This is a genomic window from Salinigranum sp. (genome assembly GCF_041641895.1).
Taxonomy (GTDB): domain Archaea; phylum Halobacteriota; class Halobacteria; order Halobacteriales; family Haloferacaceae; genus Salinigranum.
This window is the reverse complement of the sequence record NZ_JBEPXO010000002.1, coordinates 32,914-59,047: the sequence shown is the minus strand read 5'-3', so window position 1 is coordinate 59,047 and position 26,134 is coordinate 32,914. Positions and strand designations below refer to the sequence as shown.

Sequence of the window (26,134 nt, the reverse complement as noted above, 5' to 3'; positions counted from 1 at the left end):
GATGAGCGTCGACGGTGGGGAACTCGAGCGGACCCTGGGGTTCCTCGAGGCGATGACGCTCGGCGGCGGGACGATGATCGGTGCGGGCATCTTCATCCTGCCCGGAATCGCGGCGCAGAACGCCGGGCCAGCGAGTTCGATATCGTACGCCATCGCCGGGTTCGTCGCGCTGCTGGCCGCACTGTCGCTCTCGGAACTGGCGACCGGGATGCCCATCGCCGGCGGGAGCTACCACTACGTCAACCGCGCGCTTGGGGGGCTCTTCGGGAGTATCGTCGGGTGGGGGATGTGGACCGGGCTGATGTTCGCGAGCGCCTTCTACATGATCGGGTTCGGCCAGTACATCGTCGAACCGGTCCCGTTCCTCGACGGGCGCGTCTTCATCGTCGCTCTGGGCCTCTTCGGACTGGCGCTGCTCGTCGGGGTCAACTACTACGGGACCGAGGAGTCGAGTTCCCTCCAGAACGTCATGATTGGGGCCGAGACTGCGGTCATCCTCGTCTTCGTCGCCGTCGGCGTCTTCTTCATCGACCCGGTGAACCTCGAGCCGTTCGCCCCCACGGGGGCGACGGGCGTCGTCGCGACGACCGGCATCGTGTTCATCTCCTTCCTCGGCTTCGAGATCATCGCGACCGTCGCCGGCGAGATCAAGAACCCCAGTCGCATCATCCCGCTGTCGATGATTCTCTCGGTCGTGCTGGTGACGCTCCTGTACGTGCTCGTCATGCTCGTCAGCACCGGCGTGCTCCCGGTCGACGCGCTGGCCGCCTCACCGATTCCGGTCGCCGACGTCATCACGGTGTACCTCGGCCCAATCGGTGCGGTCGCCATCGTGTTCGCCGCCATCGTCGCCGCCATCTCGAGTTCGAACTCGTCCGTGCTCGCCGCCTCGCGCGTCGTCTACGCCATGGGCCGCGACGGTATCGTGAGCGAGTGGCTGAACACGAGCCACCCCCGCTTCTTCACCCCCCACCGGGCGATTCTCGTCACCGGCGGCGTCATCGCGCTCCTCGTCTCGGTCGGCCTCGGCGTCGATGCCATCATCTCGCTTTTGGCCGAGGCGGCGAGTTTCAGCTTCCTCGTCGCGTACTCGCTCGTCCACGTCTCGCTCGTCGTCTTCAGACGTGCCGACCCCGACGAGTACGACCCGTCGTTCACCCTCCCGAATCCGCTCTACCCGGCCGTGCCGATTCTCGGCGTCGTCCTGTCGCTCGCCGTCGTCTCGCAGATGGCACCCGTCATCGTCCTGGTCGGGACGGGAATCGTCGCCCTCGGCGTCGTCTGGTACGCCGTCTACGCCAGAAGCCGCGTCGTGGGTGAAGGGCTCTTGCGAGAGGCACTCCGGCCGGAACTGGCCAACCCGTACCGGGTCGTCGTCCCCGTCGCGAACCCCGAGACGCAGCGGCGGCTGATTCGACTCGCTGCGGCCAGCGCACACGCGAACGCCGACGCCGGCGACCCCGAACTCGTCGCGGTCAACGTCGTCCACGTGGAACACCCATCCCCCTTACAGAACGTCGAATCCGACCGACTCGACCACCAGCGCGACTTGCTCGCCGCCGCCAAGCAGTTCGCCGAGGAGATGGACGTTCGCCTGCGGACCCGAGCGGTCGTCGCTCCGGACACCGGAGCGGCGATTCTCGACGTCCTCGAGGAGGAAGACGCCGACGAGGTGCTCGTCGGGTGGGACGGCACCGTCGACACCGACGGAGCCGTCGTCGGCCCGATGCTCGAGGGACTCGTCGAGCACGCACCGTGCGACGTCGTCCTCGTCGCGCTCCGGGGAGACGTCGGAACGCCAGTGGGGCTGGTGACCCCGGACGCCGACGCGTCCGCCGTCGCCCGACGCATCGTCGAGTTCGCGACGGTCGACGGAGTCGTCCCGACGTTGCTCGCCGTCGAGTCGATGGACGCTGGGGAGTCGAGCGACGACGCAGCGGCCGTCACCGAGCGGGTGGCCGCCGCCGGTGTCGATACCGACGACTTCGAGGTGACAGCGGTCGCGGGCGACGCGCTTCAGGAGACGCTGGCCCGGTACGAGACCGTGTGCGTCGCCCTGGACGACGGAGCGCTCCTCGAGACGCTCGGGGACACGTCGGGCAACGTCGCACTCGTGACGGGGAACGACCGCTGACGGCCCGGTCGGCGTCGAACCTGTCGTCCGAACGCCCCTCGATGGCAGACTCCGCAGGGGCGCACCCGTGAGCGACGCACGCGCCGGGAGAACGAGTCGGGCCCGAGTGGAGAGAGAGTCGGTACACAGTCGGCAGGAACCCCACCGGGAGTCGGTAACGTGTTGGAAAAATTACTATATCCGTGGTCGACCCTCCTCCGGCGGGGAAGAACCCCCACCACCATGACCGAAGAACACACCACGAGGCTGTCGCGCCGTCGGTATCTACGGACGGGTCTCGTCGTCTCGGGACTGGCGCTCGGCATCGGTGCCACGAGCGCACCTGCCGCCGCGGAACCACCGGGCTTCGAGGGACGAATCTACGGCGACGGGACGCTCTGGGCCACGAAGGGCGTGGCCGACCTGCCGCTGCCCACCGACAGGAACGAACAGTCGTACGACAAGCTGTTCACCCACCTCGACTTCGTCCCAGTCTCGGAGGCCGCTCCGGGGAACCGCCACTACAACGGCGGCCGCTGGGCCGTCCACCCGCTGACGTGGCACGGCGACCCGAAGCAGTTGACGAGTTACCACGAAGTGGTACAGTACGAGAGAGCAGGTGAACTCAGCGTCTCCGAAGACCCCGTCGACGCGTTCGAGTGCCCGCTCGTTCGCCTCAACGACTAGACGGAGACGGGGCACGTCGCCGGTCCGGCGGCGAGGTTTTCGTGACGGCACCTCCGACGACTACGTCCCGCTCGGCAGCACCGAGAGCACCGCGTCGGTCGTCGCTACCTCGGCGAACTCCCCGGAGAGGTGCGCCAGTGCCGTCCGATGCATCGTGTCGGCGTCGAACGTCTCGCCGTCGAGTTCGCGCTCGTGGGTCGCCGTCGCGTCACACACCACCACGGGCGAGAAGCCCAGGTTCTCGGCCATCCGGGTCGTCGTCGACACGCAGTGGTCGGTCGTGAGGCCGGCGACGACGACCGACTCGTACCCGTGGTCTCGGAGCCACGCCTCCAGTCCGGTCCCGACGAAGGCGCTGTTGACGTGCTTGACGTACGTCTGTTCGTCCTCGCGGGGTTCGAACGCGGGTTTCCACGCGAAGCCGGGGGCGTCCCCGCGGAGGGGGGAGTCGGCCTCGGTGGAGTCGTGGCGGACGTGGACGACCGGCAGTCCCCACGAGCGCCACGCCTCCAGCAGACGTGCGGCGTTCGCTTCGGCGTCGGGATTGTTCCGGTCGCCCCAGTGCGGTTCGTCGAAGCCCGTCTGGAGGTCGACGAGGAGGAGGACGGGGTCGGCGGGGAGCGAGAGCGCGGACATCGTTCAGTCCGCCGTCGAGGCGTTCGGGCCCGCGTCGGGTTCGGGGTCGAGCGGTGTCGAGACGGCCTTCGGGTGGTCGCGGGAGATGGCGAGCGGACACTCGTCGGGGAACTGCGAGTCGTCTTCCGAGAGCATGTACTGGACCCACTCGCGGTCACCCTCGACGCCCCAGTCGCCGAGGTCAGCGTGGGGGCAGACGCCGTCGTACTCCGAGAGGCGACCCTGGATGACGTCGCGGGCGCGCTGACCCGCGTCGGTGTCGTGGGTGATGCCGTCGAACAGGCTGCGAGGCTGGAACGTGACCTCGAGACCGACGGGACAGTACCGGCTCTTCCGGTCGTCATAGAACGGGGCGCGGCACGTCGGGAACATCGGTTCGCCGCCGAAGCAGAACTCCCAGCGAGGGTCGTCGGGGTCTGTCGGGATGTCGTCGGGCCACGGTTCGGGGTCGTGGACGTGGAGGAACTGCAGGACGTGCCAGAGGCGTTCGTGGTAGTCGGACTCGGTCTCGGCCCCGTCGGGCCTGAAGAAGACGACGAACGAGGCGTTCGGCGCGTGGTCCTCGTAGGTCGCGAGGTACTCCAGGAGGGTGTCGCGGAAGGTCAGGAGGGCGTCCTTGTCGGTGAGCGACTCGACGGTCGAGTAGAGCGGCCACCCCTTCTCGACCGACTCGACGCCGAAGAAACAGGGGAACGGCGACCCGTTCCGGTCCCCGAGGAGGCCGTCACGGAACGAGGTCCAGTGGGCGGCGACCCAGTCGGGCGCCTCGTCGCTGTCGACGCGCGCTGCGAGCGTCTCCTGGTCGAGGAGGTCCGAAAAGCCCGATTCGTTCATACTCGAGCGTTCGGCGCGAGCGACAAATGTACTTCGAACTGGGAGGAGAGACGGTCGACGTGCGTGGTGTTCTCCACGGCGAACCGTCCGAAGTCGAAAGCGGTGGAGCGTCCGACGCCGGGAGTGACGGTCACTGTCCGGTGAACACCCGCCCGGGCGCGATGCGGAGGATGACCCGCTCCGACTGGACGGGGTTCGGGTACTCCTCCTCGCCCAGATACCGCCCCGCCAGGACGTCGATGTGGTCGCGTGCGCCCTCGGTAGTAATCTCGTCGACGTCGCCGAAGACGGAGAGGAACCGGTACGGGTTCTCGGGGTCGACCATGCTCACCCCGACTTTCGGGTTGCCCTCGACGTTCTTCGTCTTGCGCCGCTCGCGCTCGGTGTTGACGAGCAGGTGGCCCGTCTCGTCGTCGTAGTCGACCCAGACGGGCGTGACGTGCGGGTACCCCGACGGCGTCATCGTCGCGAAGTGCGCGAAGGTGGCTTTCTCGAACAGGTCGTGGACGTCCGCGGGAATCGGCTCCATGGGAGCTGCACTCGTGGTGACAGCTTCTAGTTACCGGCCAGGCGACGAGGGGAGCGGACGTCAGTCGGCCTGGAGCGCGTCGGTGTCGGTGAACCGCGCCGCGTTCTCCCCGGGTGCGGCCGTCGTGACGAACGAGACGCCCACCGTCAGGACGAGCGAGAGGAGCATCCCGTAGAGCGCGAAGTCCCACCCGAGGTAGGTGGTCGGGAGCGGCCCGAAGACGTGTGCGAGGTAGAACGCCTGCGACCCGAGGACGCCGGCAATCATCCCCGGCCGGGTCGTCCGCGCCCAGTAGAGCGCGAGCATCACTGGCAGGGCGAGCTGGGCGTAGCCGCCGAAGGCGGTGTCGCCGATACTGACGAGGAGGCCGAACCCGCCGCCACCGCCACCGGCGACGAACAGCGACGCGACGAACGACGCGAGCGCGAAGCCGACGACGCCGAGGCGGGCGACCCAGCCCTCCTTCGTCGCCGAGGCCGTGGGGTTCACCAGCGGGCGGTAGAGGTCACGGGTGAGGTACGACGACCCCGACAGGAGCATCGAGTCCGAGGAGGACATCATCGCGGCCATCGCGCCCGCGATGACGAGCGCCGCGAACCAGGCGGGCGTGTACTCGTTCAGGAGTGCAGGGATGACGTTCCCCCCCTCGGGAACGGCGACGCCGAGGCCGGCCGCCCACGACCCGAGCAGGAAGGCGGGGACGAACAGCAGGAGGACGAGGACGGGCCACAGCGCGAACGAGCGCTTCAGCACGCGGTCGTCCTTCGCGACGAAGAAGCGCTGGTTGATCTGTGGGAACATCGTGACGCCGAACGCGATGGTGACCGCCGTGGAGATCATCCACTGCGGCGAGTAGAGACCGCCGCCGAGCGAGACGAACTCGGGCTTCTCGGCCGCCAACTGGGCCCCGACTGCCGAGAGGCCGCCGACGCCGGTGACGACCCACGCGGCGGCGACCCAGACGATGCCGAGCATGAAGACGCCCTGGAGCGTGTCGGTCCACGCCACGCCTCGGAGTCCGGCGACGACGACGTAGACGATCATGAACACCGTGATGAGCGCCGCGCCGGCCCAGTAGGGGACGGCCCCGTCGGTGAGGCCGACGAGCGCCTGTCCGCCGCCCACCTGCTGGAGCATGACGTACGGGAACAGCCAGAACAGCGAGACGGCAGCGACGAGCGCTCGCAGGCCGGTCGACCCGAAGCGGTCGCCCAGCATCTCCCCGAGGGTGACGTAGCCGAACGCCTTGCCGACGAGCCACTGCTTGTAGCCGACGACGTACCAGAGGATGGCGAAGAGGACGCCGTCCATGAGGCCCATCACGAGAATCCACTCGGGGCCGGCACCGTAGGCCAGGTTCGGCCCGCCGAAGAAGGTAAACGCGGAGAGCAGCGTCGCGAACGTGGTGAAGAGGAGGACGACGGTCCCCATCGAGCGCGAGGCGAGGTAGTAGTCCTCCGCCTCGCTGCCCGTCAGCCGGTACGCGAGCAGGCCGACGGCCAGCGCGACGACGAGGTACGCGGCGACGATGCCGAGTGAGAGGCCGAGGTCAGCCATGTCGCACCCCCATCCCGCGGTCCCACGCGCCGCGGGTGAACAGCGCGAACGCGCCCGCCGCGAGCACCATCCAGCCGACGTGCCACCACAGCCACACGGGGAGGCCGGCGACCACTGTCGCGTCGCCCCACAGGAACCACGGAATCGCCCCGACGACGAGCAGGGCGAAGACCACTATCCAGAGGTAATCTGTTCTCGGTCGGCTCATGAGTGGAAGATAATCGACAGACACACCTAAATGTTGCTATCCTTGGTTCGGTGGGCAGTGTTGAAGAGAATTTTTCTTCACAGAGCCTGGATGGGGGAGTCGACTCGTTCGTGGAGGCGGCGGCGGCGAGGCCTCGGCGGAGCGACCCGAGAGGGACCCGAGACGAGGGGCGGGGACGGGAGCGACACTTTTTGTCACCGCCGGGCGACCGACGCGTATGCAGTACGCGACACAGCTGTACTCCCTCCGGGCGCTCCCGGCGGCGGACCGCTGTCGAGTCGTCGCCGAGGCGGGCTTCACGGGGGTCGAACTCGTCGGCGTCGACCCACCGGACGGAGTCGCCGCCCTCGACCTCGACGTCGCGGCGGCCCACGTCGACGTCGAGACGGTGGCGGCCGACCCGGGCGGCGTAGTCGAACGGGTGCGAACGGCCGGAACCGACACCGTCGTCGTTCCCATCGTCGCCGAGGAGTCGTTCCGGCCGGGGGAGGTCGACGAGACGGCGACGCGACTCGACGCGCTCGCCGCCCGGGTCGAGGACGCCGGTGGGCGGTTGCTGTACCACAACCACGAGTTCGAGTTCGCGTCGGGGACGTTCGAGCGGGTCGTCGACGCCACCGCCCGCCTGGGGTTCGAGTTGGACGTCGGGTGGGCGACGGCCGCCGGGGCCGACCCCGTCTCGCTCGTCGAGCGGTTCGGCGAGCGGATGCCGCTCGTGCATCTGAAGGACGTCCGCGTCGACAGTGCCGCCCCGCGTGGCGCCGTCCCCGTGGACCTCGGTGTCGGTGACGTCGACCTCGGTGGCGTCCTCGCGGCGGCGGCGGAGGCGGGCGTCGAGTGGGTCGTCTTCGAACACGACGACCCCGCAGCGCCCGCCCGAACGGTGCGTGCGGCGGCCGACTGGCTCTCTATCCGGTAACCCGCGCGACAGGAGAGCCGTCAGCATCACGATAGGTATTTCCACGCCGAGCGGCTAGTATACGGTCAGTCGCGGGACCGACCGCGACCTCGTCACCATCACCATCATCGCCTCCACCCTGGGGGCACCATCACCACGCGACACGAGCCATGGACGACACATCCAAATACCTCATTCACGCGGCCATCACGACGGACGGCATCGTCGAACGGAGCGACGTCGTCGGTGCCATCTTCGGACAGACGGAGGGCCTACTCGGCGACGAGCTGGACCTCAGAGACCTCCAGCAGTCCTCGAAAGTCGGGCGAATCGACGTCGAAATCGACAGCGAAGGCGGGCAGTCGTTCGGTCACATCACCATCGCGACGAGCCTCGACCGCGTCGAGACGTCGATTCTCGCCGCGTCGCTCGAGACTATCACGCGAGTGGGACCGTGCCGGTCGGAGGTCCGCGTCACCGACATCGAAGACGTCCGCGAGGCCAAGCGGAGAGAGGTCGTCGAACGGGCGAAGGAACTCCTCGCGGAGTCGTTCAGCGAGAGCATCATGACCTCCACCGAGATACTCGACGAGGTGCGCGAGAGCGTCCGCGTCGAGGACATCACCGAGTACGAGGGGCTCCCTGCCGGCCCCAACGTCGTCGACTCCGACGCCATCGTCGTCGTCGAGGGGCGAGCGGACGTCCTCACGCTCCTCAAGTACGGTATCAAGAACGCCATCGCCGTCGAGGGGACGAACGTCCCCGAGGCGGTGGCGGACCTCACCCAGCACCGCACCGTGACGGCGTTCCTCGACGGTGACCGCGGCGGGGAACTCATCCTGCGCGAACTCGTGCAGGTGGGGAACGTCGACTACGTCGCGTTCGCGCCGGAGTCGGCGTCGGTCGAGGACCTCGACCGGGCCGCGGTGACCTCGGCGCTCCGGAACAAGGTCCCCTACGAGACGTTCGCGGCGGGGAGCGACGACGTGACCGAGGCAGTCGTCGACGCCGTGTCGGACGACGACGCGGCCGGTCGGACGGCTCCCGACGACGAAGCACCGGCGGGGGAACCCGACGCCGACGGAGAGCCCGGAGGGGACGCCGGCACCGGGGCCGAAACGGACGAGGGGTCGACGGCAACCGTCGCCGAGACGGACGGGGCCGGCGGGGTCGTCACGTCGGGGACCGGGAGGACGACGGCCCCGTCGGCCACCTCGGAGCCGACCGGTCCCGACGCCGACGACGGACCCGAGACAGAGCGCGACGCTGGGTCCGACGGCGGGGGGTCTGAAGCATCGACCACGGACCCGGACGTCGACACCGCCGAGGGAGACGACGCGGATGCCGAGGACGCAGAGGACGCCGGAGCCGCCGCGGACGCCGACGAGGACGTCGGCACCCTCCGGGGCGTCACGCGCGACGTTATCGCGGCGGAGACCGGCCAGGTCCGCCTGACGGACGACTCGCTCCGGGAAGTCGCGTCGGGGCCGGCCGAGGAGGCGTTCGAACTCCTGAAAGACGTCGCGGACCCACCGTACGCCGTGTTCGTCGACGGCGAGGTGACGCAGCGACTCCTCGACGTGGCCGCCCAGCGCGGGACGGAGCACGTCGTCGGACGCTCGCTCGGCGAGTTCGTCAAGCGCCCGGTGAGCGTCCGCATCCGGACCGCCGAGCAGTTACTCGGACCGCGGCCGGCGAGCGAGTAAGCGTCCGGGCCCGTCGTCGAAGAGGTCCGGGAGTTCTCGCAGCCGCTCGAACCCGAACCCCTCGTAGAGCGACAGCGCCGCGTCGTTGTCCGACGAGACGGTGAGCGTCACCGTCTCCCCCGGGTGTACGGAGAGGAGCGTCGCGAGGAGCGCGGAGGCGTGGCCGTTCCGCCGGGCGCTGGGTGCGACGACGAGTTCGGCGACGTGGACCGTGGGCGTGTCGTCGCCGGACCGTGCGTCGCCGCCGACCGGTGGAACGTCGCCGACGGCGGATTCGGACGCCGACGGGACGGGCGGGTCACCGTCGCCGTCGACGGCGAGCAGGTAGCCGACCGGTCGGTCCGCGTCGTCGACGGCGACGAGACACTCCCCGAACACCCCCGAGAGCACCGCGTCGAGGAGCGCCGGAGCCTGCTCGTCGAGGTGTCGCTGCAGGTCGTGGAGGCGCGGTTCGTCGGCCGGGACGGCGTGACGGACGGTGGGACGGGGAGTCATCGGTATCGGTGTTCGGTGTGCCGACGTCGCGACAGTCAGACGAGCAACGCGAGCGCGACGCCGCCGCTGACGAGCGCACCGGCGAGCGTCGCGAGGAGGTTGACGGCCTCGTTGCCGATGCGGTCACCTTCGAGCGTCGCGCCGAGGAGACTGTCGACGGTCATCCCCGCGATGCCGCCGACGGTGACGGTGCCCGTGACGAGCGCGGCCGGCCCCGGGAGCGGCATGAGGACGAGCGCGAGTCCGGCGACGAACGCCGCGCCCACGACACCGGCGACTTCCCCCTGCCAGGTGACGCCGCCGTCGGTGCCGGGCGGGACCGGTTCGAGGGTCGTGATGAGCCGTGGGCGGTCGTACAGGCCGCCGATTTCCGAGGAGAGCGTGTCACTCATCGCGGCCGCGAGAGACCCGGCGAAGGCGAAGCCGAACGCGGTGACTGTGGGGCCGCCGAGCGAGAGACGCGACGAGGCGGCGAACCCGACGACGGCGATGAACGCGACGGCGGCGTTGCCGAGGACGTTCGACGACCCGCGGGCGCCCTCGTTGTCCTCGGCGACACCGCGGTCGAGTTTCTCCTCGTAGCGGAACTTCGTCGAGAGGCCGCCGACCGAGAAGAACGCGATGAGGACGACGAACCAGCCGAAACTGCCGAGCACGACGGTGAGCAGTCCGAGGAGGACGCCCGTGAGCATCCCCGTCACCGAGGCGGTCCCGAGCGCGTAGGAGGCGTACCCGAGCGCGACGGTGACGGCGATGGCGAGCGCGATTCCCACGGGGTCGACGTTCACGACGAGCGCGTCGAACACCCACGCGAGGATGCCCGTCGACAGGAGCACGACCGGGTCGTCCCGTTCGTACAGCGCCGAGCGGACGAGCGCGGCGACGAGCGTCGTGACGGCGGCGACGAAGACGAACTCGGGAGCGGCGGCGACGAGCGCCGAGGGGCCCGCCGCGCCGGCCACCATCGTGACCACGACCTGTCCGGCGACGGCCGCGGGGAACCCGAGGGCGGCGAAGCCGGCGACGGTGACGAACGGGCCCTCCCGCCGCGTGGTGGCGAGTTGTCCCCCGAGGTTGCCGTAGGTGACGCCCACGACGGTGGCGACGAAGACGGTGACCGGCATCGGTTCGCGCGGGACCGTCGCGAGGAGGGCGAGACCGGTCGCGGCGAGGGCGACGCTCGCGAGGCCGTTGAGTCGGCCGTCCTCGCGGTCGCCGGGCCGGGCGAAGAGTTCGAACAGCGGCCCGTCGGTGATGACGAACGCCGCGAGGAGCGCGACGGCCGCGAACGGGGCGGCCGCGGCCACGCCGAGCGCGGGCGCTGCGAGCGAGAGCGTGCCCACGGCGGCGAAGCCGCCTGCCCGCCGGAGCGTCGATGTCACACCGCTTGGTTCCCCGGACGAACACTTAACGGTCCCGACACCGATTCGACCGACATGGCGGCGGTCCGTCGGACGCCCCGAGAGACCGAGGCGGAGTGGGCCGGGGGGGGCCAGCACGAAGGCAGGACGACGCGGACCACGGCAGGACGGACTCGACGGGAGTCACGTGAGCGGCGCGCGGCGCGGCAGCGTCGCGAGGAGACGAGCGGCGAAGCCGTGAGTCGGCGAACGTGACTACGTCGGATGGATGGGCGGAGCGAACGGACTCGACGGGATTCCCACGAGCGTCAGCGAGTGGGAAGTCGTCGGGGAAGTAAGGCCGAAGGCCGAAAGGACCCGACGGGATTTAGTTCCCGGGTGGTGACCAGGGGACGTGGGCCTGTACGACTGGTACCTCGCCGTCCGCCACCGCCTCCACCCCGAAGAGCCGCCGGCGCACGTCGCCGTCATCATCACCGAGCGGGACCTGCTCGAACAGGGCGCGTACGCGACCCTGGAGGAGTTCCTCTCGTGGGCGTTCGAGTACGGGGCCGAGCGCGTCACCATCTCGGTGAGCGTCCTCGACGAGGCCGTGGTGCCGACCCTCGAACGGGAACTGCTCGAAGTCGACGCCCCGCGCCCGCTGGCGGTCCGACAGCCGGGCGACACCGAACCGGCGACCGAACCCATCCAGGTGAGCGTCGGCCTCGGTGGGAAACACGAGTTCGCCGAGGCGGTGCGGGCGCTCGCGGAGACAGTCGACAGCGGTGACCTCGACGAGGCGGACATCGAGGCCATCGACGAGACGGACATCGAGGACCGCCTCGTCTTCCGCGAGGAACCGGACCTCGTCATCAAGACGGGGGCCGAACGGCTCTCAGACTTCATGATCTGGCAGTCGGTCTACGCCGAACTGTACTTCACCGACGTCAACTGGCGCGACTTCCGCCGGCGGGACTACCTCCGGGCAGTGCTGGACTACCAGAACCGGAACAGGCGGTTCGGACGGTAGTTCGAGCCTGTCGGGTGGTGCGCGATGGTGGTCGGACGCCGAGCGCCGGCGGAACACGGGGACGGTGGAAGACGAACACGCAACTCGGGAGTTCGGACACGGAACGAGGACCGAGGCCCAGTTCGTTGGGCGGAGGCGCCTCGGCCGTTTCCGCTCGCGCGCTAGTTATCGTTGCCGTTTCCGTTACCGTTACCGGGTGAGTCAGCGGCACACGACGATTCCCGCTGATCGTCGTCACTGTCGTCGCTCACGACGCGGAACACCGCCGTCGTCCCGCTGATCTCGTGGCCGACGAAGACGAGGGGGTCGTCGATCGGGCTCTCCTCTGCGGTGGCGAAGTCCAGCCCCTCCGGGCCGAGATCGCCAGCGGCGCCAGCATCGGCAGTACCGTCCGCGATTTCATCCTGAATGTCGAAGTCGAAGTCCCGGTTGTTGACGTAGTCGACGAACGTCGCACACTCGGGGTCGGTGATGTCGTACACCATGACCCCGCCGACGCGTTCGAGGCCGATGAACGCGTAGTAGCGGCCGCCGATCTGCCCGATGGTGAGACCTTCGGGCTCGGGACCCTTGTTGTCGCTCCGGCTGTCACCCGTGTTCTCCGTGTTGTCGTTGTTGAAGTCGTCACCGAACCGCTCGGCGGTGATGTCCTCGAAGTCGCTCCCGCTGTCGAACACCCGCTCGCCCTGCGTGGTGAAGATGCTGAACGAGCGGCCGCCGAAGACGTAGATCTCCTCGTAGAGGCCGTCGCCGTCGACGTCGCCGAGCGTCGTCGTCACGCCCTTCGGACCGAGGTTCTCGGGGGCCTGGAGCTCCTCGACGCTGTCGATACCGTCGATCTCGTCAAAGTCGAACGCGTCGGGGTCGAGTCGGAGGTCGGCCACCTCTGCCTCCTCGCTGTACGAGTCGTAGTCGCGGCTGTCCCCCTCGTTGGCCGTCACGATGTACGTCTTGCCGTTGGGGCTGTACGCGCCAATCGCGTCGGGCTGGAGGATGCCGTGAATCGGCCAGTTGCGGATGTTGACCCCGCCGTCCTCGTTGCTGGCGTCGAGTTCGTTCCCCGTCAGGCTGTAGTCCTTGAACCCGAGCGGCAGGAGTTTGCGGACCCGTGCGTTCTTGATGTCGATTTCGGCGATGGCGTTGTTCTCCTGGAGGGAGACCCACGCCGTCGTCGAGTCGTCACTGATCGTCACGTACTCGGGCTCGAAGTCCTGTGCCGCGCTCGCGTTCGGACCGAAGATACGGATTCCCTGCTGTCGGAGCTGGTCCTCGCGGCCGTTGAAGCGGGTGAAGTCCGCGGTGTCGACCGTGGCCGCGTCGACGCCGTCGGAGACGTCGACGATGCTGACAGAGCCCTGCGGGTCGTACGCGTAGTTGCTGGTCGGCTCGGCCTCGTTCGCGACGAGCACCTTGGTTCCATCGGGGGTGAAGGTGACCTTGTCCGGGAGTGCGCCGACCGGTGCCGTGCCCATCGATTCGAGCGTCTCCGGGTCGTAGAAGCCGACCTGTCCGGGGTCCTGTGCGGTGTCCGCTTCGAGCGCGACGGCGACGAGGTCCTCGGACGTCGCGACGCTGTTCGCGGAACTCACGCCGGAGGCCGCCACGGCATCGATTTGACCGACCCTCGTGAGATCAGCCGGATTCGAGCCGTCGTAGGCGTCGACGCCCGTGACGTCGAGCACGTCGACGCCGCCGAGGTTCGCGTTAATCACGAACAGTCGCTGGGTGGGGGCGTGGTAGGAGATAATCTCGGCCCCGCCCTCGTCGAAGAGATTCGACTCGTACCGACCGATCTGTTCCAGTTTGAGGTTCTCGTACCCCGAGGCCTCACCCTCAACCTGGGGTGTAATCGCCGCGCCGTCCGACGCAGCCGAGTCGCCGCGCGCGACGGCCGTGCCCGTAAGTAGTCCGAAGACGGTTCCACCGGTGAGCCCCAAGACCGCTCGGCGCCCGAGGTCGCTCGTCTGTTGTGATCGCTTCACGCCTCACACGTTCGGAGGTGGTTGTTTAGTCCTATATATTATCCGACACGAGTAGAACATGTGCGAACAGTTGACAATGACTGCATACGTTTTCGAAATGGAGAGTAGCCGGACCCCGGTCGCACCATGGCCCGCCGACGTGGAATACACGAGAGAGAGTCCGAGGCCGAGAGCCAGGCCGTCGACCATGGGTTCGTCCGTGACCGACTCGCGCGGTGCGCTCTGCACTGCACTGTTCCCGAGCGCGATTCAGTACAGACCCGACCGCAGTCACACGGCTCTGTGCGCGCCTCGTCGGACGTCTCGTCACCGGGGACGATGACGTCGCAGCGACGGCGGCACGGAGGGCTGAGACGAGCGACCGATCGAAGGGGTGTGAGAACGTCGACCCGACCGAGTCACGGCGTGTTGCGAGCGTGTCGGGGGCGTCGCTCTCGCTCAGAGTACACGCGACGAGTGATGTGTCGTCTCACCCGTCCGGCGTTCAGACGGCCACAGGGTAACGCGACCACCCGAACGGCAGGGTCAGGGTCGTCAGTCCGCGTAACCGGCCTCGCTCTCACGCTGTCCCTGGCCGTTATCGTGCCGCTCGAGTTCGGCGTTGAGTTCGCGGGCCGCAGTCGTCGAGAGCTGTTCGCGCAGACGGGCCGACACCGTTCGTGCCTCCGCCAGTTCGGTCTCGGCGACGGCCCGGACGAGCGCCACCGCGCGCTCCGTTCGGGTGTGGCGCCACGACTCCTCGCGGGACTCGTACGTCCGGATGGCACGGAGGAAGTCGGGTTTCGAGAACTCCGGCCAGTACGGCGCACAGAAGAACACCGCCGCCTCGTTACCGTTCGCGTGCCACGGCAGGAAGTTCGAGGTGCGCTCGTCGCCGCCCGTCCGGATGATGAGGTCGACGTCCCGTACCGGCTGGCCCGCGAGTCGGGCGTCGATGGCGTCGACGTCGACGTCGCCCGCGGCGAGGTCACCGTCGGCGACGGCGCGGAGGACGTCCCGGGCGGCACCGAGGAGTTCGGCCCGTCCGCCGTAGGCGAGCGCGACGTTAAGATTGAACGAGTCGTGTCCCCGCGTCCGCTCCTCGGCGTAGTCGACCGCCTCGCGGAGGCGCTCGGGGAGGCGGTCGACCTGGCCGACGGCACGGATGCGCATCCCGTTGTCGTGGACGCGGTCGGCGTCGGCCAGTTCGTACAGCTTCGACTCGATGAGGTCGAACAGCGGTTCGCGCTCTTCGGGCGGGCGCTCGAAGTTCTCGGTCGAGAAGGCGTAGATGGTGAGTTCCTCGATGCCGAGTTCCTGACACCAGTTGAGCACCTGTTCGGTGGTCTCGGCGCCGGCGCGGTGGCCGTCCGGTGCCTCGCCGCCCTGCTGTCTCGCGTAGCGTCGGTTGCCGTCCTGGATGATGGCGACGTGGGTGGGTCCGTCCTCGATGGCTCGGTCGAGGTGGCGGACGTACGCCTGCTCTAACTGCGTCCGCACCCAGCGCAACATGTGACACGACTCTCGCCGCCGCCGATATGTGTCTTTTGTTCGGCGCTGCGGTCGGCCCGGGCGACGTTCGGCGCCCCCACGAGGCGCGACAGCTATCGTCACCAGTAAATGCCCGTCTCACCGAGTCGGACGTATGGCCGACGTCTACGACGAGGACCTCTACCGGCGGACGAAGGCGCTCATCGAACCCGGCGACATCGAACTCGTCGGACTCATCGTCCACACGGACCTCGAAGGGAACGAGGACCTGGAGATGCACGAACTCACCGTCGACCTCAACGACGTCATTGCCAGCCACGCCGGCAAGGGCGAGTCGTACATCTACGCCGGCAACGACACCACGGAGTTCGCCTCGAACCAGTTCCAGGGGCTCACCCTGGACGACGACGAGTTCGTCTGGGAGTGTCAGCAACTCCTGCGCGCGGGCACGTTCGACCTCGTGTTCTACTACGAGGCGGGCGTCGACCAGGCGTCGGTCGTCGAGGCCGTCGAGGCGCTCGACCACGTCGACCGGGTGACGACCGTCCGGACCGACGACGAGGGGACGGAGTGAACGGGTTTCGGTCGGTGAGAACCGGGACGAGACGCTTAACTGCTCCTCGCACGGAGGGTCGGATATGAAGACGGTGGACGCGGAGTTGACGCGGCTCGACCGCGCAGTCGTGAACGCCTTCCAGGGGGGATTCCCGGTGGTCGAACGGCCCTTCGAGGCGGCCGCCGCGGCGCTCTGCGAGCGTGGCGTCGACGTCGACGCCGAGACGCTCGTCGAGCGCGTCCGCCACCTCGACGAGACGGGTGTCCTCTCACGGTTCGGCCCGCTCGTCAACGCCGAGGAAATCGGCGGCACCGCGACGCTCGTCGCGATGCACGCGCCGCCGGAGCGCTTCGACGAGGTGGCGGATCAGGTGAACAGTCACCGGGAGGTGGCCCACAACTACGAGCGCGAACACCCGCACCTGAACATGTGGTTCGTGGTGAGCGTCGCCGACGCGTCGCGGGTCGACGAGGTGCTCGCGGCCATCGAAGAGGAGACGGGCCAACCGACGTACAACCTCCCCAAGGAGCGGGAGTTCCGCGTCGAGGCGAAGTTCTTCGTCGACGGCCCGCTGTTCGAGGAAGGCGTCGACCTCTCGGACCTCGGCCCGGCGGTCGAACTCGACGGGAGAACGACGCTCACGCCCGACGAGCGCGACCTCGTGCTCGAAGTGCAGGGTGGCCTCCCCGTCACCGCGACGCCGTACCGGGACGTGGCCGAGGCACTCGGTGTCGACGTCGAGTGGGTGCGGGAGACGCTGAAGCGGTTCGTCAGCGAGGGGAAGATTCGGCGCGTGGGCGTCGTCCCGAACCACTACGCCCTCGGGTACACCGAGAACGGCATGACCGTCTGGAACGTCCCGGACGAACTGGTCGAGACGGTCGGTCCCGCCGTCGCCGCACTCGAGTTCGTCACCCACTGCTACCAGCGGCCGCGTCACGAGGGCGTCTGGCCGTACAACTTCTTCGCGATGACGCACGGGCGGTCCGAGGAGGAGTCCGCGAAACGGGTCGAACAGGTGCGCGAGACGATGGCCGAGTACTGGGACGTCGGCGACGACGACTGGGACACGCTGTTCTCGACGCGCATCCTGAAGAAGACGGGCATCCGCCTCGACGAGCGCGCGGACGCGAACACGAGCGAAGAGGCCGAACCGACGACCGAGGCCGACGACGCCTGAACCGAGCACACCACACGACATGATCCCACTCGTCCACGACTTCACCGACCAGACCGTCCTCGTCTTCGGCGGCGGCCGGGTCGGTGAACGGAAGGCACGCCGGTTCGCCGCGGAGGCGTCCGTCGTCGTCGTGAGCCCCGACTTCACCGACGGCCTCGCCGAGACGCACACGGCGCGGGAGGCGACCCACGAGACGTGGTCGCAGTCGGAGTCGACGGGGCCGGGTATCGAACTCGTCCGCGACGCGCCGACGCCCGACGCGGTCCCCGACTGGATCGACCGGGTGGACCCGGCGCTGGTCGTCGCCGCCACCGACAGCGAGGAGGTAAACGCGGCCGTCGCCACGGCGGCACGCGCCCGGAACGTCCTCGTCAACCGGACCGACCGGGCGGGCGAGCGCGACGTCGGGAGCGTCGTCGTCCCCGCGACGGTCGACGACGGCACCGTCTCGGTCGCCATCACGACCGGGGGTGCCAGCCCGGCGCTCTCGAAGTACCTGCGCGAGCGACTCGACGGCGAGTTGGCGGGGGCGGGAGCGATGGCGGACCTGACCCGCGAGTTGCGCGCGGACCTGAAGACGCGCGACCTCACCCCCACCGAACGCCGGGAGACGATGCGTCGCGTCGTGCGGTCGTCGCGCGTTTGGAAGGCTTTACGTACGGGCACGACGAACGCTCGAAAAGTAGCAGAGGACGTGATTGGAATCGAGACCACGAACCCCTCGGAACCGGAGCACGAGCGCCCATGAGCGGGAGCCGAAACGTCATCACGGGCGTGAGCGTCTCGCACGTCGACGCGAGCGTCGACGAGATCGAACGGGTCGAGGGCGACTCCGAGCGCGAGACCGTCCGTGACCTCCTCGCCCGCGAGGGGGTCGAAGAGGCGTTCGCGCTGCGGACGTGCAACCGTGCCGAGGCGTACGTCGTCACCGACGACGCGGCCGCCGGCCGACGCGCCCTGCGCGACTTCGCCCCCGACGTTCGTGACGGGGCCGTCGTCGACCTCGACCACGAGGCGGCCATCCGGCACCTGATGCGGGTCGCCGCCGGACTGGAGTCGCTCGTCCTCGGCGAGGACCAGATCCTGGGCCAGTTCCGGACCGCGCTCGAGGAGGCGCGCGCCGTCGGCGGCGTCGGGCCGACGCTCGACGAGGCGTTGACGAAGGCGCTCCACGTCGGCGAACGCGCCCGGTCCGAGACGGCCATCAACGAGGGTGTCGTCTCGCTCGGGTCCGCTGCGGTCCGACTGGCGGAGCGACACCTCGACCTGACCGAGACGACGGCGCTCGTCGTCGGCGCGGGCGAGATGGGGCTGTTGGCCGCGCGTGCGCTCGACGCCGCCGGCGTCCCGCGACTGCTGGTCGCGAACCGGACGGTGCCACACGCCGAACACGTCGCCCGGGACGTGACCTGTGCGGCGAGCGCGATCGGTCTCGACGCACTCGCGGCCGCAGTCGGGGAGGCGGACCTCGTCGTGAGCGCGACTGCCAGCCCCGACTACGTCCTCGACGACGCGATGCTCGCCGGGGCGGGGGCGACGCTCCTCGTCGACATCGCCCAGCCACGCGACATCGACCCGGCAGTCGACTCGCTAGAGGGCGTGACCGTCCGCGACATCGACGCGCTCGAGTCGGTGACCGACGAGACCCACGAGCGGCGTCGGGTGGCGGCCGAACGCGTTGAGGAGATGATCGACGCGGAGTTCACCCACCTGATGGAGCGGTTCAAACGCAACCGGGCCGACGAGGCCATCGGGGCGATGTACGAGAACGCCGAGCGGATGAAGCAGAGCGAGGTCGAGACGGCGCTTCGGAAACTGGAGTCACAGGGCGAACTCACCGACGAACAGCGCGAGACGGTGGGCGCGCTGGCCGACACCATCGTCAACCAGTTGCTCGCGGCGCCGACGAAGAGCCTCCGGGAGGCCGCCGCCGCCGACGACTGGACCACCATCCAGACCGCGATGCAGCTGTTCGACCCCGAGTTCGGCGGCGACCCCCCGGCGCTGCCCAGGAGCGAGATGCCCGAGGCGATTCCCGACGACGCCGAAGTCCCACAGCACGTCGTCGACCGCCTGAGCGACGATTAGGCGGGATAGACCGAACAGTTAACCCACGCGGCGACGACCCACGGGTATGGCCGAACTGCTCTCCGACGACGAGGTCGACGAGCGGCTTCCCGACGGCTGGGAACGTGACGGCGACGAGATTACCCGGACGTACGACTTCGACGACTACCTCGACGGCGTCACCTTCGCGACACACGTCGGCGAAGTCGCAGAGGAGGAGTTCCACCACCCCGAGATAATCATCGGCTACCAGACCGTCGAGGTGCGCCTGACCAGCCACGAGGAGGGTGGCGTGACGGACAAGGACATCCGACTGGCGAACCTGTTCAACGACGAGCGATAACGTGGAGACGAACCGAACGGACGGCCCGGAGGCGTGGTACGTGTTCCGCGTCCGGTTCCGACTGGACGGGCCCGGCGTCGAGACCGACCCGGGGACGTTCGAGACAGTCGTCCGTTACCCCGCCGCCGAACCGGGTGACGAAGAGGGGCGGTGGCGGTTCTTCGAGGAGTGGCTCTGGCGCGGGGAGTTGACCGACGAGCGCCGGTTCCGCGAGGTGATGGAGGAGTGGCTCTCCGTCCCGGTCGACCACGTCTCGTTCAGCGAGTGCGTGGTGAGCGAGCGGTACGACGACGCGTGGGCCGACGCCGTCGCCGCCGAACTCGACCGGTACAACGCCGACTCGGTGCACGAGGTGCGACACAACCACCTCGGCTCGTCCATCCGGGTGCGGGACTAGCGTCCGGGTGACGGACTGGCGGTTCTCACGACCGAGAGCTGGGGCACAAACGACTTACCACTTCGTCACCATCCTCAGGGTGATGGTCGCCGGCGAGTACGACGTCTGGCTGTTCGACCTCGACGGGACAATTGTCGACGCCGACTGGGCGTACACGCGCGACGTGTTCGAGCGCGTCGGCACCCGCCTGGGCAGAGAGTTCTCCGACCGGGAGGCCGAAATCATCTGGCACGGCCTCAACGGCGCGCGCGACCCACAGCTCCGAGCCTGGGGCATCGACCCCGCGGAGTTCTGGCCCGTCTTCCACGACGAGGAGGACCCGTTCGTCCGTGCGGAGGCGACCTACCTCCACGACGACGCGGCCGCACTCGTCCGCGACGTCCAGCGCGCGGGCCGTCCCATCGGTCTCGTGACGCACTGCCAGGAGTTCCTCGCGGAGCCGGTCCTCGACCACCTCGACATTCGCGACTGGTTCGACGCGGTGCTGTGCTGTACGTCCGAAGTCGGCTGGAAGCCCGACCCGGCACCGGTCGAGTACACGCTGTCGCAGCTCGACGTCCCAGCAGGGGCACGCGGCGTCCTCGCCGGGGACGGTGCGAGCGACATCGGCGCGGCGTGGAACGCTGGTCTCGACGGAATCCACGTCGAGAGACACCCACCGGAGCGGCGAGGACACTGTGTCCTCGCGGACCACCGGGTCTCGTCGTTCGACGAACTCGACCGGACCTGAGTCGGGACGGGCGGAACCTACGCGGGGGTGGAGGGACGGCTGGCGACGACGCCGTCGGCGGTGATGACGACTTCGTGCGTGTCGAGTCGGAGGTGTATCTGAACGCGAGCGTCGTCGTCTGCGGGCGACTCGAAGACGCGAGCGAGCGCCTCGGCGTCGAACAGTTCGACCAGCGGACGTTCGTCGGCCCGGTCGCCGAGGACGTCGACGAGCGTCACGACGAGGTCGTCCACCGACGTCGGGTCGCAGCAGGCGAGTTCGGTCCACTCGTCGGTGGCGACGGTGTCGGAGGGAGTGGTCTCGCCGGTCGAGTCGTCGTCACGGTTCGGGGGCGTGTACCGGAACCGGTCGGTGGACGAACGCGACCCCGCCTCGTCGACGAGACGTTCGACGCGGCCGACGAGGTCCTGCACCGTGGTGCCCGCGCGTTTCTGAACGTACTCGGAGACCCCGGCCCGCGTGATGACGGGGGCGGCGTCGGTGAACTCGCGCCCGGTGTAGAGCACGATGGGGAGGTCCGGATACGCGTTCCGGGCGGCCTCCACGAACGGGGTGCCGTCCGCCAGGTCGACCGAGTCCGAGACGACGGCGTCGACCGACTCGACGCCGAGCGTCGCGAGCGCCTCGTCCGGGTCGGTTCGGGTCACGACCTCGACGTCCGAGAGGGCACGCTCGAACGACGAGCGCGACAGCTGCAGACAGCTCTCGTCGTCGTCGACGTGGAGGATTACGAACGATTCGTTCATGAGGTCGTGCTCGGGACCGCGTACGACAAGTTATCGAGTTTCGTTACTTTCTCTTGATACATAACGCCTGGACTCTCTGCGCCCGGCGGCAGTAGGACGCCGGGTGATATAAAACCATACTGACAGCGTCTCGTCATGTGTGGAGAGGGTGGAACCGAGAGTGCCTGCAGTCCGTCCGTCGGGTGGTCAGTTCGCGTCCGAGACGACTGCGATGCTCCCGTCGCCGGAGACGGCCAGGTCGAGCCCGTGGTAGCTGAACCGGACTTCGAGTCGGCTCGCGTCGGGAGTGCCGCTGACGGGACCGAAGACCGCCTCGAGCGCGTCGGGGTCGACGACGTCGTACAGGGGCTCGAACGTCTCGAGGTCCTCGTCGACGGCCGTCTCGACGGCGTGGACGATGGAGACACCGAGTTCGGTGGGCGAGGAGAAGTCGTGACGGCCGATGAGCCGTCGGTTCGAGGCCGTCGGCGTCTCGATTTCGTCGGTGAGTCTGAGGACGTGCTTGAGCACCGTCTTGTAGTCGGAGACGTCGGCCTTGCGGACGTACTCGGCGACGTCCGCCGCCACGGCGTCGGACGCGACGTCCTGCCACTCCTTGGCGGTGAAGAGGACGATGGGCGCGTCGGTCACGTGGCTGGCGGCCTCGACGAACGACTGCCCGTCTGGCATCCGAACGGAGTCGGAGACGACGCAGTCGACGTCGTTGGTCGCGAGTGCGTCCATCCCCTCGGCACCGCTGCCGGCCGTGACGACCGAGACGCGCGAGTCCCGCCGCTCGAACAGGTTCGTCGAGAGGTCCAGGACATCGGGTTCGTCGTCGACGTGCAGGATGGAGATGGTTGCAGGCATGTTCGGAGGGAGGCAGACCGTCTACATAAACGAGCGGGTCAGAGTATCAAAGTTGAATCTGTCAGACGTTCGAGCGTCCTGGGGACGTCGTCCACCGGCCGACAGTCTCGGAGTCGAGACCGACCCCGGGTGCCGTATCAGGACCGTGCCGGGCCGGTCAGGCGACGTCGTACCCCGGGAGGGCCTCACACTCGTGCGTGCTGTCGGCGAGGGCGTCGGCCAGTTCGGAGACGGCGGGTTTGTCGACGCGGTCCGCCGCCGCGTGGAGGACGACCCGTTCGTAACCGAGCGAGACGAAGTCCAGTCCGAGCGACTCCGCCGTCGCGCGGAGGCCGAGGCCGGCGTCGGCCTTGCCCGCGAGGACCGCGCGTGCGGGGCTCTCGTGGGCCTTCACGGTCAGTTCGTAGCCGTCGATGCGGTCCGCGAGTTCCGCCCGCGAACGCTCTCCCTCGGCCGCGAGTTCCTCGAGCGCCGCGTCGAACGTCGCCCGCAGTCCGGCCGTCCGGTCGCGGTTCACGAACCGGTAGTCGCCGTCGACGAGGTCGGCGAGACCGTCGACGTCGTCGGCCTCGCCGGAGACGACGAGTCCCCACTCGCGGGTCCACGCGCCGAGTTCCGCGCTGTCGACGTCCCGGTCGGTGGGGCCCGAGGCCACGGCGACGTCCGGGACCCCGTCGCGGAGTCGGCGGAGTCCCTCCCGGCTCCCGACCGGGAGATACCGCGGGGCGTCGACGCGGTCGAGGAGTCGCGAGAGCAGCGGGTCGTCCTCGCCGACGCCGAGCAGGCGCGGGACGCGGACGTCCGGCGAGAACAGGCGGACGTCGACGGCCTCACCGGCAGCGAGATACTCGGTGTCCGGGTGAACCTCGACGACGCCGTCCGCCTCGACGAGACTCGTCGTCGCGCCGCTCCCCTTGTCGACGGGGTACACCAGGGGTCGGTCGGCGTCCGCGCGTTCGAGAACGCCGACCGGCATCAGTCGGAGTCGACCCTCACTGTACCGCTCCCGGACCGCGAACTCGCCCGTAATCGTCGCCGTCCGGGGTTCGGGCAGGCCCGCGGCCCGGCGGACGGCGGGCGCGACGAACGTCCGGAAGATGGTGAGCGCCGACACCGGGTAGCCGGGGAGGCCGACGTACGCCGACTGCTGTGTGCCGTCCGCACCGCTGGAGTCGAGTCGCCCGACGAGCATCGGCTTCCCTGGTTTCACCGCGACGCCGTGGAGGAGCAGGTCACCGCGCTCCTCGATGACGCGGTAGATGACGTCCACTGCCGAGGCGGAAGTCGACCCCGACGAGAGGACCAGATCGCACTCGTCGGCCGCTCTCTTGAGCAAGCGCTCCATCTCCTCGTAGTCGTCGCCGGCGTGCGGGTAGAGGACGGGGTCGCCACCAGCCTCGGCGACTCCGGCGGCGATGGTCTGTGAGTTCACGTCGTATATCTCCCCACGCGAGGGGTCGAGTTCCTCACCGGGACGGACGAGTTCGTCGCCGGTCGAGACGATACCTACCGTGGGGCTCCCCCGGACGGGCACCTCGTCGACGCCGAGCGCCGAGAGGAGGCCGATTTCGCGGGGCGTGAGTCGCGTCCCCGGGCCGAGTGCGCGCGACCCGGCGGCGATATCCGCGCCCGCGAACATCACGCTGTCGCCCGGTGCCACGGCCTTCCGTATCTCTATCTCGCCGCCCAGGTCGTCGGTCCGTTCGACCATGACCACCGCGTCGGCACCCGGGGGGACCACCGCTCCGGTCGAAATCTCCGCGCAGGCCCCCGATTCGACCTCGACGTCGGGGGTCTCGCCGGCGTGGACTGCGCCGACCAGGTCGAGGACGACCGGGTCGGACTCGTCGGCGCCGAAGGTGTCACGCGCCCGGACGGCGTACCCGTCCATACTCGCGCGGTCGAATCCGGGGACGTCGATGGTCGCGTCGACTCGCTCGGCGAGGACTCGACCTCTCGCCTCGTCGAGCGGAACCGACTCGGGTGGGGGAGCGAGCGAGAGAGCGGCGATGGCCTCGTGTGCCTCCTCGGGCGGGGCCAGGTCACGGAACTCCTTGCGCTCGGTCACGCCGACCACTCCCACGATTCGACCGCGACGTGTTCGCCCTCCGGGATGCCCTCACGGGACTCGGGGACGACGACCCAGCCGTCGGCGAGTGCGACCGAGGAGAGGATGCCCGACCCCGAGGTGCGCGTGGGGACGGCGACCTGCTCGCCGTCCCGTTCGCGGAGTTCGACCCGGGCGAACGTCCGGGTGCCGGGGTCGCTCGATATCTTGCGCTCGAGTCGGGCATCGGTGGTCGGGAGTGGGGGGCACGGCATCCCGCCGACGTGCTTGAGCACCGGGCGGAGGAACTGGACGGCGTTGACGATACAGGCGACGGGGTACCCCGGGAGCGAGACGACGGGCGTCTCCTCGACGACGCCGAGCGCGACGGGGTGGCCCGGCTTGAGCGCGACGCCGTGGACGAGCACCTCGCCGAGTTCGTCGATGACCTCCGGGAGCAGGTCACGCTCGCCGACCGACGACCCACCGGTCGTGACGACGACGTCCTTCGTGAGGTCGCGCTGGATGGCCGCCCGGAGCGCGTCGAAGTCGTCGGTGACGACGTCGCGGTACGTCGCCACACCGCCCCACCGGGTCACGAGCGACGAGACGGTGAGCCCGTTCGTCTCGATGACCTCTCCGGGCTGTGGGTCGAACTGGACGAGTTCCTCGCCGGTCGGAACGACCCCGACGGTCGGCTGTTCGAACACCGGGACGCGAGCGAGTCCCACCGACTTGAGGAGGCCGAGGTCCGACGGCCGCAGGCGGTGGCCGGCCTCGAACAGCGTCTGTCCGGCCGCGACGTCCTCGTCGGCGTCGCCGACGTTCTCCCCCTCGGTGACGGCGTCGAACACCTCGAGTTCGTCGCCGACCTCTTCGGTCTCCTCGATCATGACGACGGCGTCAGCGCCGTCGGGGAGGGCGCTCCCCGTGTGGACCCGGACGGCGTCGGACGGGCCCACGGTGTCGTCGTCTTCGGCGTCACCGGCGACGCGGAGGACGGCGGGCGAGCGGCCGGAGGCGCCGAAGGTGTCCTCCGCACGGACCGCCCACCCGTCCATCGCGGCACGGTCGTACCCCGGCACGGGGTTCGGTGCCGTGACGCGCTCGGCGAGGGTTCTCGCGTCGGCCTGTGCGAGGTCGACGCGGACGGTCCGCTCGTGGGGAGCGACCGCCTCGAGCAGGCGCTCCCGGGCGTCGTCGACTCGGGTTCGGGTCTTGAACCCCGAGCGTTTCCGGTCGTGCATACCCGTAACAGGGGGACGACGCGGTAAAAACCGTCGCCGCGGGTCGGCGACGACGGACGCTTCGACGAGGGACGCGACCGGTACCGCGGCCTTCTTACACCCCGACTTCTTAGACCCGTCCATGTCAGCACTGCGCGACGCGCTGCGTGAACTCCCTGAAGCAGTGTTCGCGGACCTCCTCGAATCGGAGGACCAGTATCTCCTCGTCCTCGACCTCCCGGGTGTGACCGCCGACACGGTGGACATCGCCGTCGAGAAGGGACGCCTCGTCGTCGAGGCGCGCCGCGAGAAGAGCCTCCCGCCGGAGTTCCGCTACGTCCGCGAGAACCGGTCGCTCTTCCTCGACGCCGAACTCCCGCTGCCCCCGGACGCGACCGGTGCGGGCGCCGAGGCGACCGTCGACCGCGGCGTCCTCGAACTCCGCCTGCCGAAGCGCGATTCGGCCCCCCAACGAAGCATCCCGATTTCGGACAAGGACACGTAA

The 26,134-nt window shown here is 69.1% G+C and carries 26 protein-coding genes; 13 read left to right on the top strand and 13 right to left on the bottom strand.

Features of this window, described 5'->3' with window-relative positions:
* Position 1: 1 nt before the first annotated feature.
* On the top strand, positions 2-2,134 hold the full coding sequence (locus ACESK5_RS00775) for an amino acid permease (RefSeq protein WP_372909626.1): 2,133 nt from the start codon (positions 2-4) through the stop codon (positions 2,132-2,134).
* A 222-nt stretch (positions 2,135-2,356) separates the two neighbouring features.
* Positions 2,357-2,800 carry a hypothetical protein gene (locus ACESK5_RS00770; protein WP_372909625.1) on the top strand — a complete coding sequence of 148 codons (444 nt, stop codon included), beginning with the start codon at positions 2,357-2,359 and terminating at the stop codon, positions 2,798-2,800.
* A gap of 60 nt (positions 2,801-2,860) precedes the next feature.
* Here ACESK5_RS00770 and ACESK5_RS00765 read toward each other — a convergent pair whose 3' ends face one another.
* The 5 genes from ACESK5_RS00765 to ACESK5_RS00745 all read right to left on the bottom strand — a co-directional run bounded on the left by ACESK5_RS00765 (position 2,861) and on the right by ACESK5_RS00745 (position 6,564).
* Positions 2,861-3,436 (bottom strand): cysteine hydrolase family protein, encoded by a 576-nt coding sequence (locus ACESK5_RS00765; RefSeq protein WP_372909624.1) that lies wholly within the window; start codon positions 3,434-3,436, stop codon positions 2,861-2,863.
* A gap of 3 nt (positions 3,437-3,439) precedes the next feature.
* Entirely contained in the window at positions 3,440-4,270 is an 831-nt protein-coding gene (locus tag ACESK5_RS00760) for a YqcI/YcgG family protein (RefSeq protein ID WP_372909623.1), read from the bottom strand.
* Between the two features lie 130 nt (positions 4,271-4,400).
* Positions 4,401-4,799 carry a pyridoxamine 5'-phosphate oxidase family protein gene (locus ACESK5_RS00755; protein WP_372909622.1) on the bottom strand — a complete coding sequence of 133 codons (399 nt, stop codon included), beginning with the start codon at positions 4,797-4,799 and terminating at the stop codon, positions 4,401-4,403.
* Between the two features lie 60 nt (positions 4,800-4,859).
* The gene (locus tag ACESK5_RS00750) at positions 4,860-6,356 is read right to left on the bottom strand and encodes a sodium:solute symporter (protein ID WP_372909621.1); all 1,497 of its coding nucleotides are present in this window, start codon (positions 6,354-6,356) and stop codon (positions 4,860-4,862) included.
* The gene (locus tag ACESK5_RS00745; protein ID WP_372909620.1) at positions 6,349-6,564 is read right to left on the bottom strand and encodes a DUF3311 domain-containing protein; all 216 of its coding nucleotides are present in this window, start codon (positions 6,562-6,564) and stop codon (positions 6,349-6,351) included. The genes ACESK5_RS00750 and ACESK5_RS00745 overlap by 8 nt, the downstream gene beginning before the upstream one ends.
* 217 nt (positions 6,565-6,781) lie before the next feature.
* On the opposite strand from ACESK5_RS00745, the gene ACESK5_RS00740 reads away from it, so the two are divergent.
* Both ACESK5_RS00740 and dnaG read left to right on the top strand, forming a co-directional pair.
* Positions 6,782-7,483, top strand: a complete 702-nt coding sequence (locus ACESK5_RS00740; RefSeq protein ID WP_372909619.1) for a sugar phosphate isomerase/epimerase family protein — start codon at positions 6,782-6,784, stop codon at positions 7,481-7,483.
* 149 nt (positions 7,484-7,632) lie between these two features.
* A complete protein-coding gene (gene dnaG, locus ACESK5_RS00735; protein ID WP_372909618.1) occupies positions 7,633-9,168 on the top strand; it encodes a DNA primase DnaG in 1,536 nt (511 codons plus the stop codon).
* Here dnaG and ACESK5_RS00730 read toward each other — a convergent pair.
* Together ACESK5_RS00730 and ACESK5_RS00725 are read right to left on the bottom strand one after the other, a co-directional pair.
* Complete coding sequence (locus tag ACESK5_RS00730) at positions 9,139-9,663, bottom strand: GNAT family N-acetyltransferase (RefSeq protein WP_372909617.1); 525 nt, start codon at positions 9,661-9,663, stop codon at positions 9,139-9,141. The genes dnaG and ACESK5_RS00730 overlap by 30 nt on opposite strands.
* A gap of 35 nt (positions 9,664-9,698) precedes the next feature.
* Entirely contained in the window at positions 9,699-11,045 is a 1,347-nt protein-coding gene (locus ACESK5_RS00725) for a TIGR00297 family protein (protein WP_372909616.1), read from the bottom strand.
* Positions 11,046-11,418: 373 nt separating this feature from the next.
* On the opposite strand from ACESK5_RS00725, the gene ACESK5_RS00720 reads away from it, so the two are divergent.
* The gene (locus ACESK5_RS00720) at positions 11,419-12,036 is read left to right on the top strand and encodes an undecaprenyl diphosphate synthase family protein (protein WP_372909615.1); all 618 of its coding nucleotides are present in this window, start codon (positions 11,419-11,421) and stop codon (positions 12,034-12,036) included.
* 161 nt (positions 12,037-12,197) lie between these two features.
* Here the strand turns inward: ACESK5_RS00720 and ACESK5_RS00715 are convergent, their stop codons facing one another.
* Entirely contained in the window at positions 12,198-14,018 is a 1,821-nt protein-coding gene (locus tag ACESK5_RS00715; protein ID WP_372909614.1) for a choice-of-anchor I family protein, read from the bottom strand.
* Between the two features lie 534 nt (positions 14,019-14,552).
* Entirely contained in the window at positions 14,553-15,509 is a 957-nt protein-coding gene (gene uppS, locus ACESK5_RS00710; protein WP_372909613.1) for a polyprenyl diphosphate synthase, read from the bottom strand.
* Between the two features lie 133 nt (positions 15,510-15,642).
* Here uppS and ACESK5_RS00705 point away from each other — a divergent pair, with 133 nt between their 5' ends.
* The 7 genes from ACESK5_RS00705 (at position 15,643) to ACESK5_RS00675 (ending at position 20,761) form a co-directional block, all read left to right on the top strand.
* Positions 15,643-16,062 carry a DUF5778 family protein gene (locus ACESK5_RS00705; RefSeq protein ID WP_372909612.1) on the top strand — a complete coding sequence of 140 codons (420 nt, stop codon included), beginning with the start codon at positions 15,643-15,645 and terminating at the stop codon, positions 16,060-16,062.
* A gap of 64 nt (positions 16,063-16,126) precedes the next feature.
* Positions 16,127-17,224 carry an Lrp/AsnC family transcriptional regulator gene (locus ACESK5_RS00700; protein WP_372909611.1) on the top strand — a complete coding sequence of 366 codons (1,098 nt, stop codon included), beginning with the start codon at positions 16,127-16,129 and terminating at the stop codon, positions 17,222-17,224.
* Positions 17,225-17,243: 19 nt separating this feature from the next.
* On the top strand, positions 17,244-17,972 hold the full coding sequence (locus tag ACESK5_RS00695; protein ID WP_372909610.1) for a bifunctional precorrin-2 dehydrogenase/sirohydrochlorin ferrochelatase: 729 nt from the start codon (positions 17,244-17,246) through the stop codon (positions 17,970-17,972).
* On the top strand, positions 17,969-19,312 hold the full coding sequence (gene hemA, locus ACESK5_RS00690; RefSeq protein WP_372909609.1) for a glutamyl-tRNA reductase: 1,344 nt from the start codon (positions 17,969-17,971) through the stop codon (positions 19,310-19,312). Before ACESK5_RS00695 ends, hemA begins: the two co-directional genes overlap by 4 nt.
* A 46-nt stretch (positions 19,313-19,358) precedes the next feature.
* Positions 19,359-19,634 carry a 4a-hydroxytetrahydrobiopterin dehydratase gene (locus ACESK5_RS00685; RefSeq protein WP_372909608.1) on the top strand — a complete coding sequence of 92 codons (276 nt, stop codon included), beginning with the start codon at positions 19,359-19,361 and terminating at the stop codon, positions 19,632-19,634.
* Between the two features lies 1 nt (position 19,635).
* A complete protein-coding gene (lwrS, locus tag ACESK5_RS00680; RefSeq protein ID WP_372909607.1) occupies positions 19,636-20,031 on the top strand; it encodes an LWR-salt protein in 396 nt (131 codons plus the stop codon).
* An 82-nt stretch (positions 20,032-20,113) separates the two neighbouring features.
* Positions 20,114-20,761: an HAD family hydrolase gene (locus ACESK5_RS00675; RefSeq protein ID WP_372909606.1), complete on the top strand. Its 648-nt coding sequence runs from the start codon at positions 20,114-20,116 to the stop codon at positions 20,759-20,761.
* Positions 20,762-20,778: 17 nt separating this feature from the next.
* Here the strand turns inward: ACESK5_RS00675 and ACESK5_RS00670 are convergent, their stop codons facing one another.
* The 4 genes from ACESK5_RS00670 to glp form a co-directional block, all read right to left on the bottom strand.
* Complete coding sequence (locus ACESK5_RS00670) at positions 20,779-21,507, bottom strand: response regulator (protein ID WP_372909605.1); 729 nt, start codon at positions 21,505-21,507, stop codon at positions 20,779-20,781.
* A 186-nt stretch (positions 21,508-21,693) separates the two neighbouring features.
* Positions 21,694-22,356, bottom strand: a complete 663-nt coding sequence (locus ACESK5_RS00665; protein ID WP_372909604.1) for a HalOD1 output domain-containing protein — start codon at positions 22,354-22,356, stop codon at positions 21,694-21,696.
* Between the two features lie 157 nt (positions 22,357-22,513).
* On the bottom strand, positions 22,514-24,424 hold the full coding sequence (locus ACESK5_RS00660; RefSeq protein ID WP_372909603.1) for a molybdopterin biosynthesis protein: 1,911 nt from the start codon (positions 24,422-24,424) through the stop codon (positions 22,514-22,516).
* Complete coding sequence (gene glp / locus ACESK5_RS00655) at positions 24,421-25,650, bottom strand: gephyrin-like molybdotransferase Glp (protein WP_372909602.1); 1,230 nt, start codon at positions 25,648-25,650, stop codon at positions 24,421-24,423. The genes ACESK5_RS00660 and glp overlap by 4 nt, the downstream gene beginning before the upstream one ends.
* Before the next feature lie 121 nt (positions 25,651-25,771).
* Here glp and ACESK5_RS00650 point away from each other — a divergent pair, with 121 nt between their 5' ends.
* On the top strand, positions 25,772-26,134 hold the full coding sequence (locus tag ACESK5_RS00650) for an Hsp20/alpha crystallin family protein (protein ID WP_103426787.1): 363 nt from the start codon (positions 25,772-25,774) through the stop codon (positions 26,132-26,134).

Coding starts and splice junctions, on each gene's coding strand:
- ACESK5_RS00775 (WP_372909626.1), top strand. CDS start 2: ATGAGCGTCGACGGTGGGGAACTCGAGCGGACCCTGGGGTTCCTCGAG.
- ACESK5_RS00770 (WP_372909625.1), top strand. CDS start 2,357: ATGACCGAAGAACACACCACGAGGCTGTCGCGCCGTCGGTATCTACGG.
- ACESK5_RS00765 (WP_372909624.1), bottom strand. CDS start 3,436: ATGTCCGCGCTCTCGCTCCCCGCCGACCCCGTCCTCCTCCTCGTCGAC.
- ACESK5_RS00760 (WP_372909623.1), bottom strand. CDS start 4,270: ATGAACGAATCGGGCTTTTCGGACCTCCTCGACCAGGAGACGCTCGCA.
- ACESK5_RS00755 (WP_372909622.1), bottom strand. CDS start 4,799: ATGGAGCCGATTCCCGCGGACGTCCACGACCTGTTCGAGAAAGCCACC.
- ACESK5_RS00750 (WP_372909621.1), bottom strand. CDS start 6,356: ATGGCTGACCTCGGCCTCTCACTCGGCATCGTCGCCGCGTACCTCGTC.
- ACESK5_RS00745 (WP_372909620.1), bottom strand. CDS start 6,564: ATGAGCCGACCGAGAACAGATTACCTCTGGATAGTGGTCTTCGCCCTG.
- ACESK5_RS00740 (WP_372909619.1), top strand. CDS start 6,782: ATGCAGTACGCGACACAGCTGTACTCCCTCCGGGCGCTCCCGGCGGCG.
- dnaG (WP_372909618.1), top strand. CDS start 7,633: ATGGACGACACATCCAAATACCTCATTCACGCGGCCATCACGACGGAC.
- ACESK5_RS00730 (WP_372909617.1), bottom strand. CDS start 9,663: ATGACTCCCCGTCCCACCGTCCGTCACGCCGTCCCGGCCGACGAACCG.
- uppS (WP_372909613.1), bottom strand. CDS start 15,509: ATGTTGCGCTGGGTGCGGACGCAGTTAGAGCAGGCGTACGTCCGCCAC.
- ACESK5_RS00705 (WP_372909612.1), top strand. CDS start 15,643: ATGGCCGACGTCTACGACGAGGACCTCTACCGGCGGACGAAGGCGCTC.
- ACESK5_RS00700 (WP_372909611.1), top strand. CDS start 16,127: ATGAAGACGGTGGACGCGGAGTTGACGCGGCTCGACCGCGCAGTCGTG.
- ACESK5_RS00695 (WP_372909610.1), top strand. CDS start 17,244: ATGATCCCACTCGTCCACGACTTCACCGACCAGACCGTCCTCGTCTTC.
- hemA (WP_372909609.1), top strand. CDS start 17,969: ATGAGCGGGAGCCGAAACGTCATCACGGGCGTGAGCGTCTCGCACGTC.
- ACESK5_RS00685 (WP_372909608.1), top strand. CDS start 19,359: ATGGCCGAACTGCTCTCCGACGACGAGGTCGACGAGCGGCTTCCCGAC.
- ACESK5_RS00675 (WP_372909606.1), top strand. CDS start 20,114: ATGGTCGCCGGCGAGTACGACGTCTGGCTGTTCGACCTCGACGGGACA.
- ACESK5_RS00670 (WP_372909605.1), bottom strand. CDS start 21,507: ATGAACGAATCGTTCGTAATCCTCCACGTCGACGACGACGAGAGCTGT.
- ACESK5_RS00665 (WP_372909604.1), bottom strand. CDS start 22,356: ATGCCTGCAACCATCTCCATCCTGCACGTCGACGACGAACCCGATGTC.
- glp (WP_372909602.1), bottom strand. CDS start 25,650: ATGCACGACCGGAAACGCTCGGGGTTCAAGACCCGAACCCGAGTCGAC.
- ACESK5_RS00650 (WP_103426787.1), top strand. CDS start 25,772: ATGTCAGCACTGCGCGACGCGCTGCGTGAACTCCCTGAAGCAGTGTTC.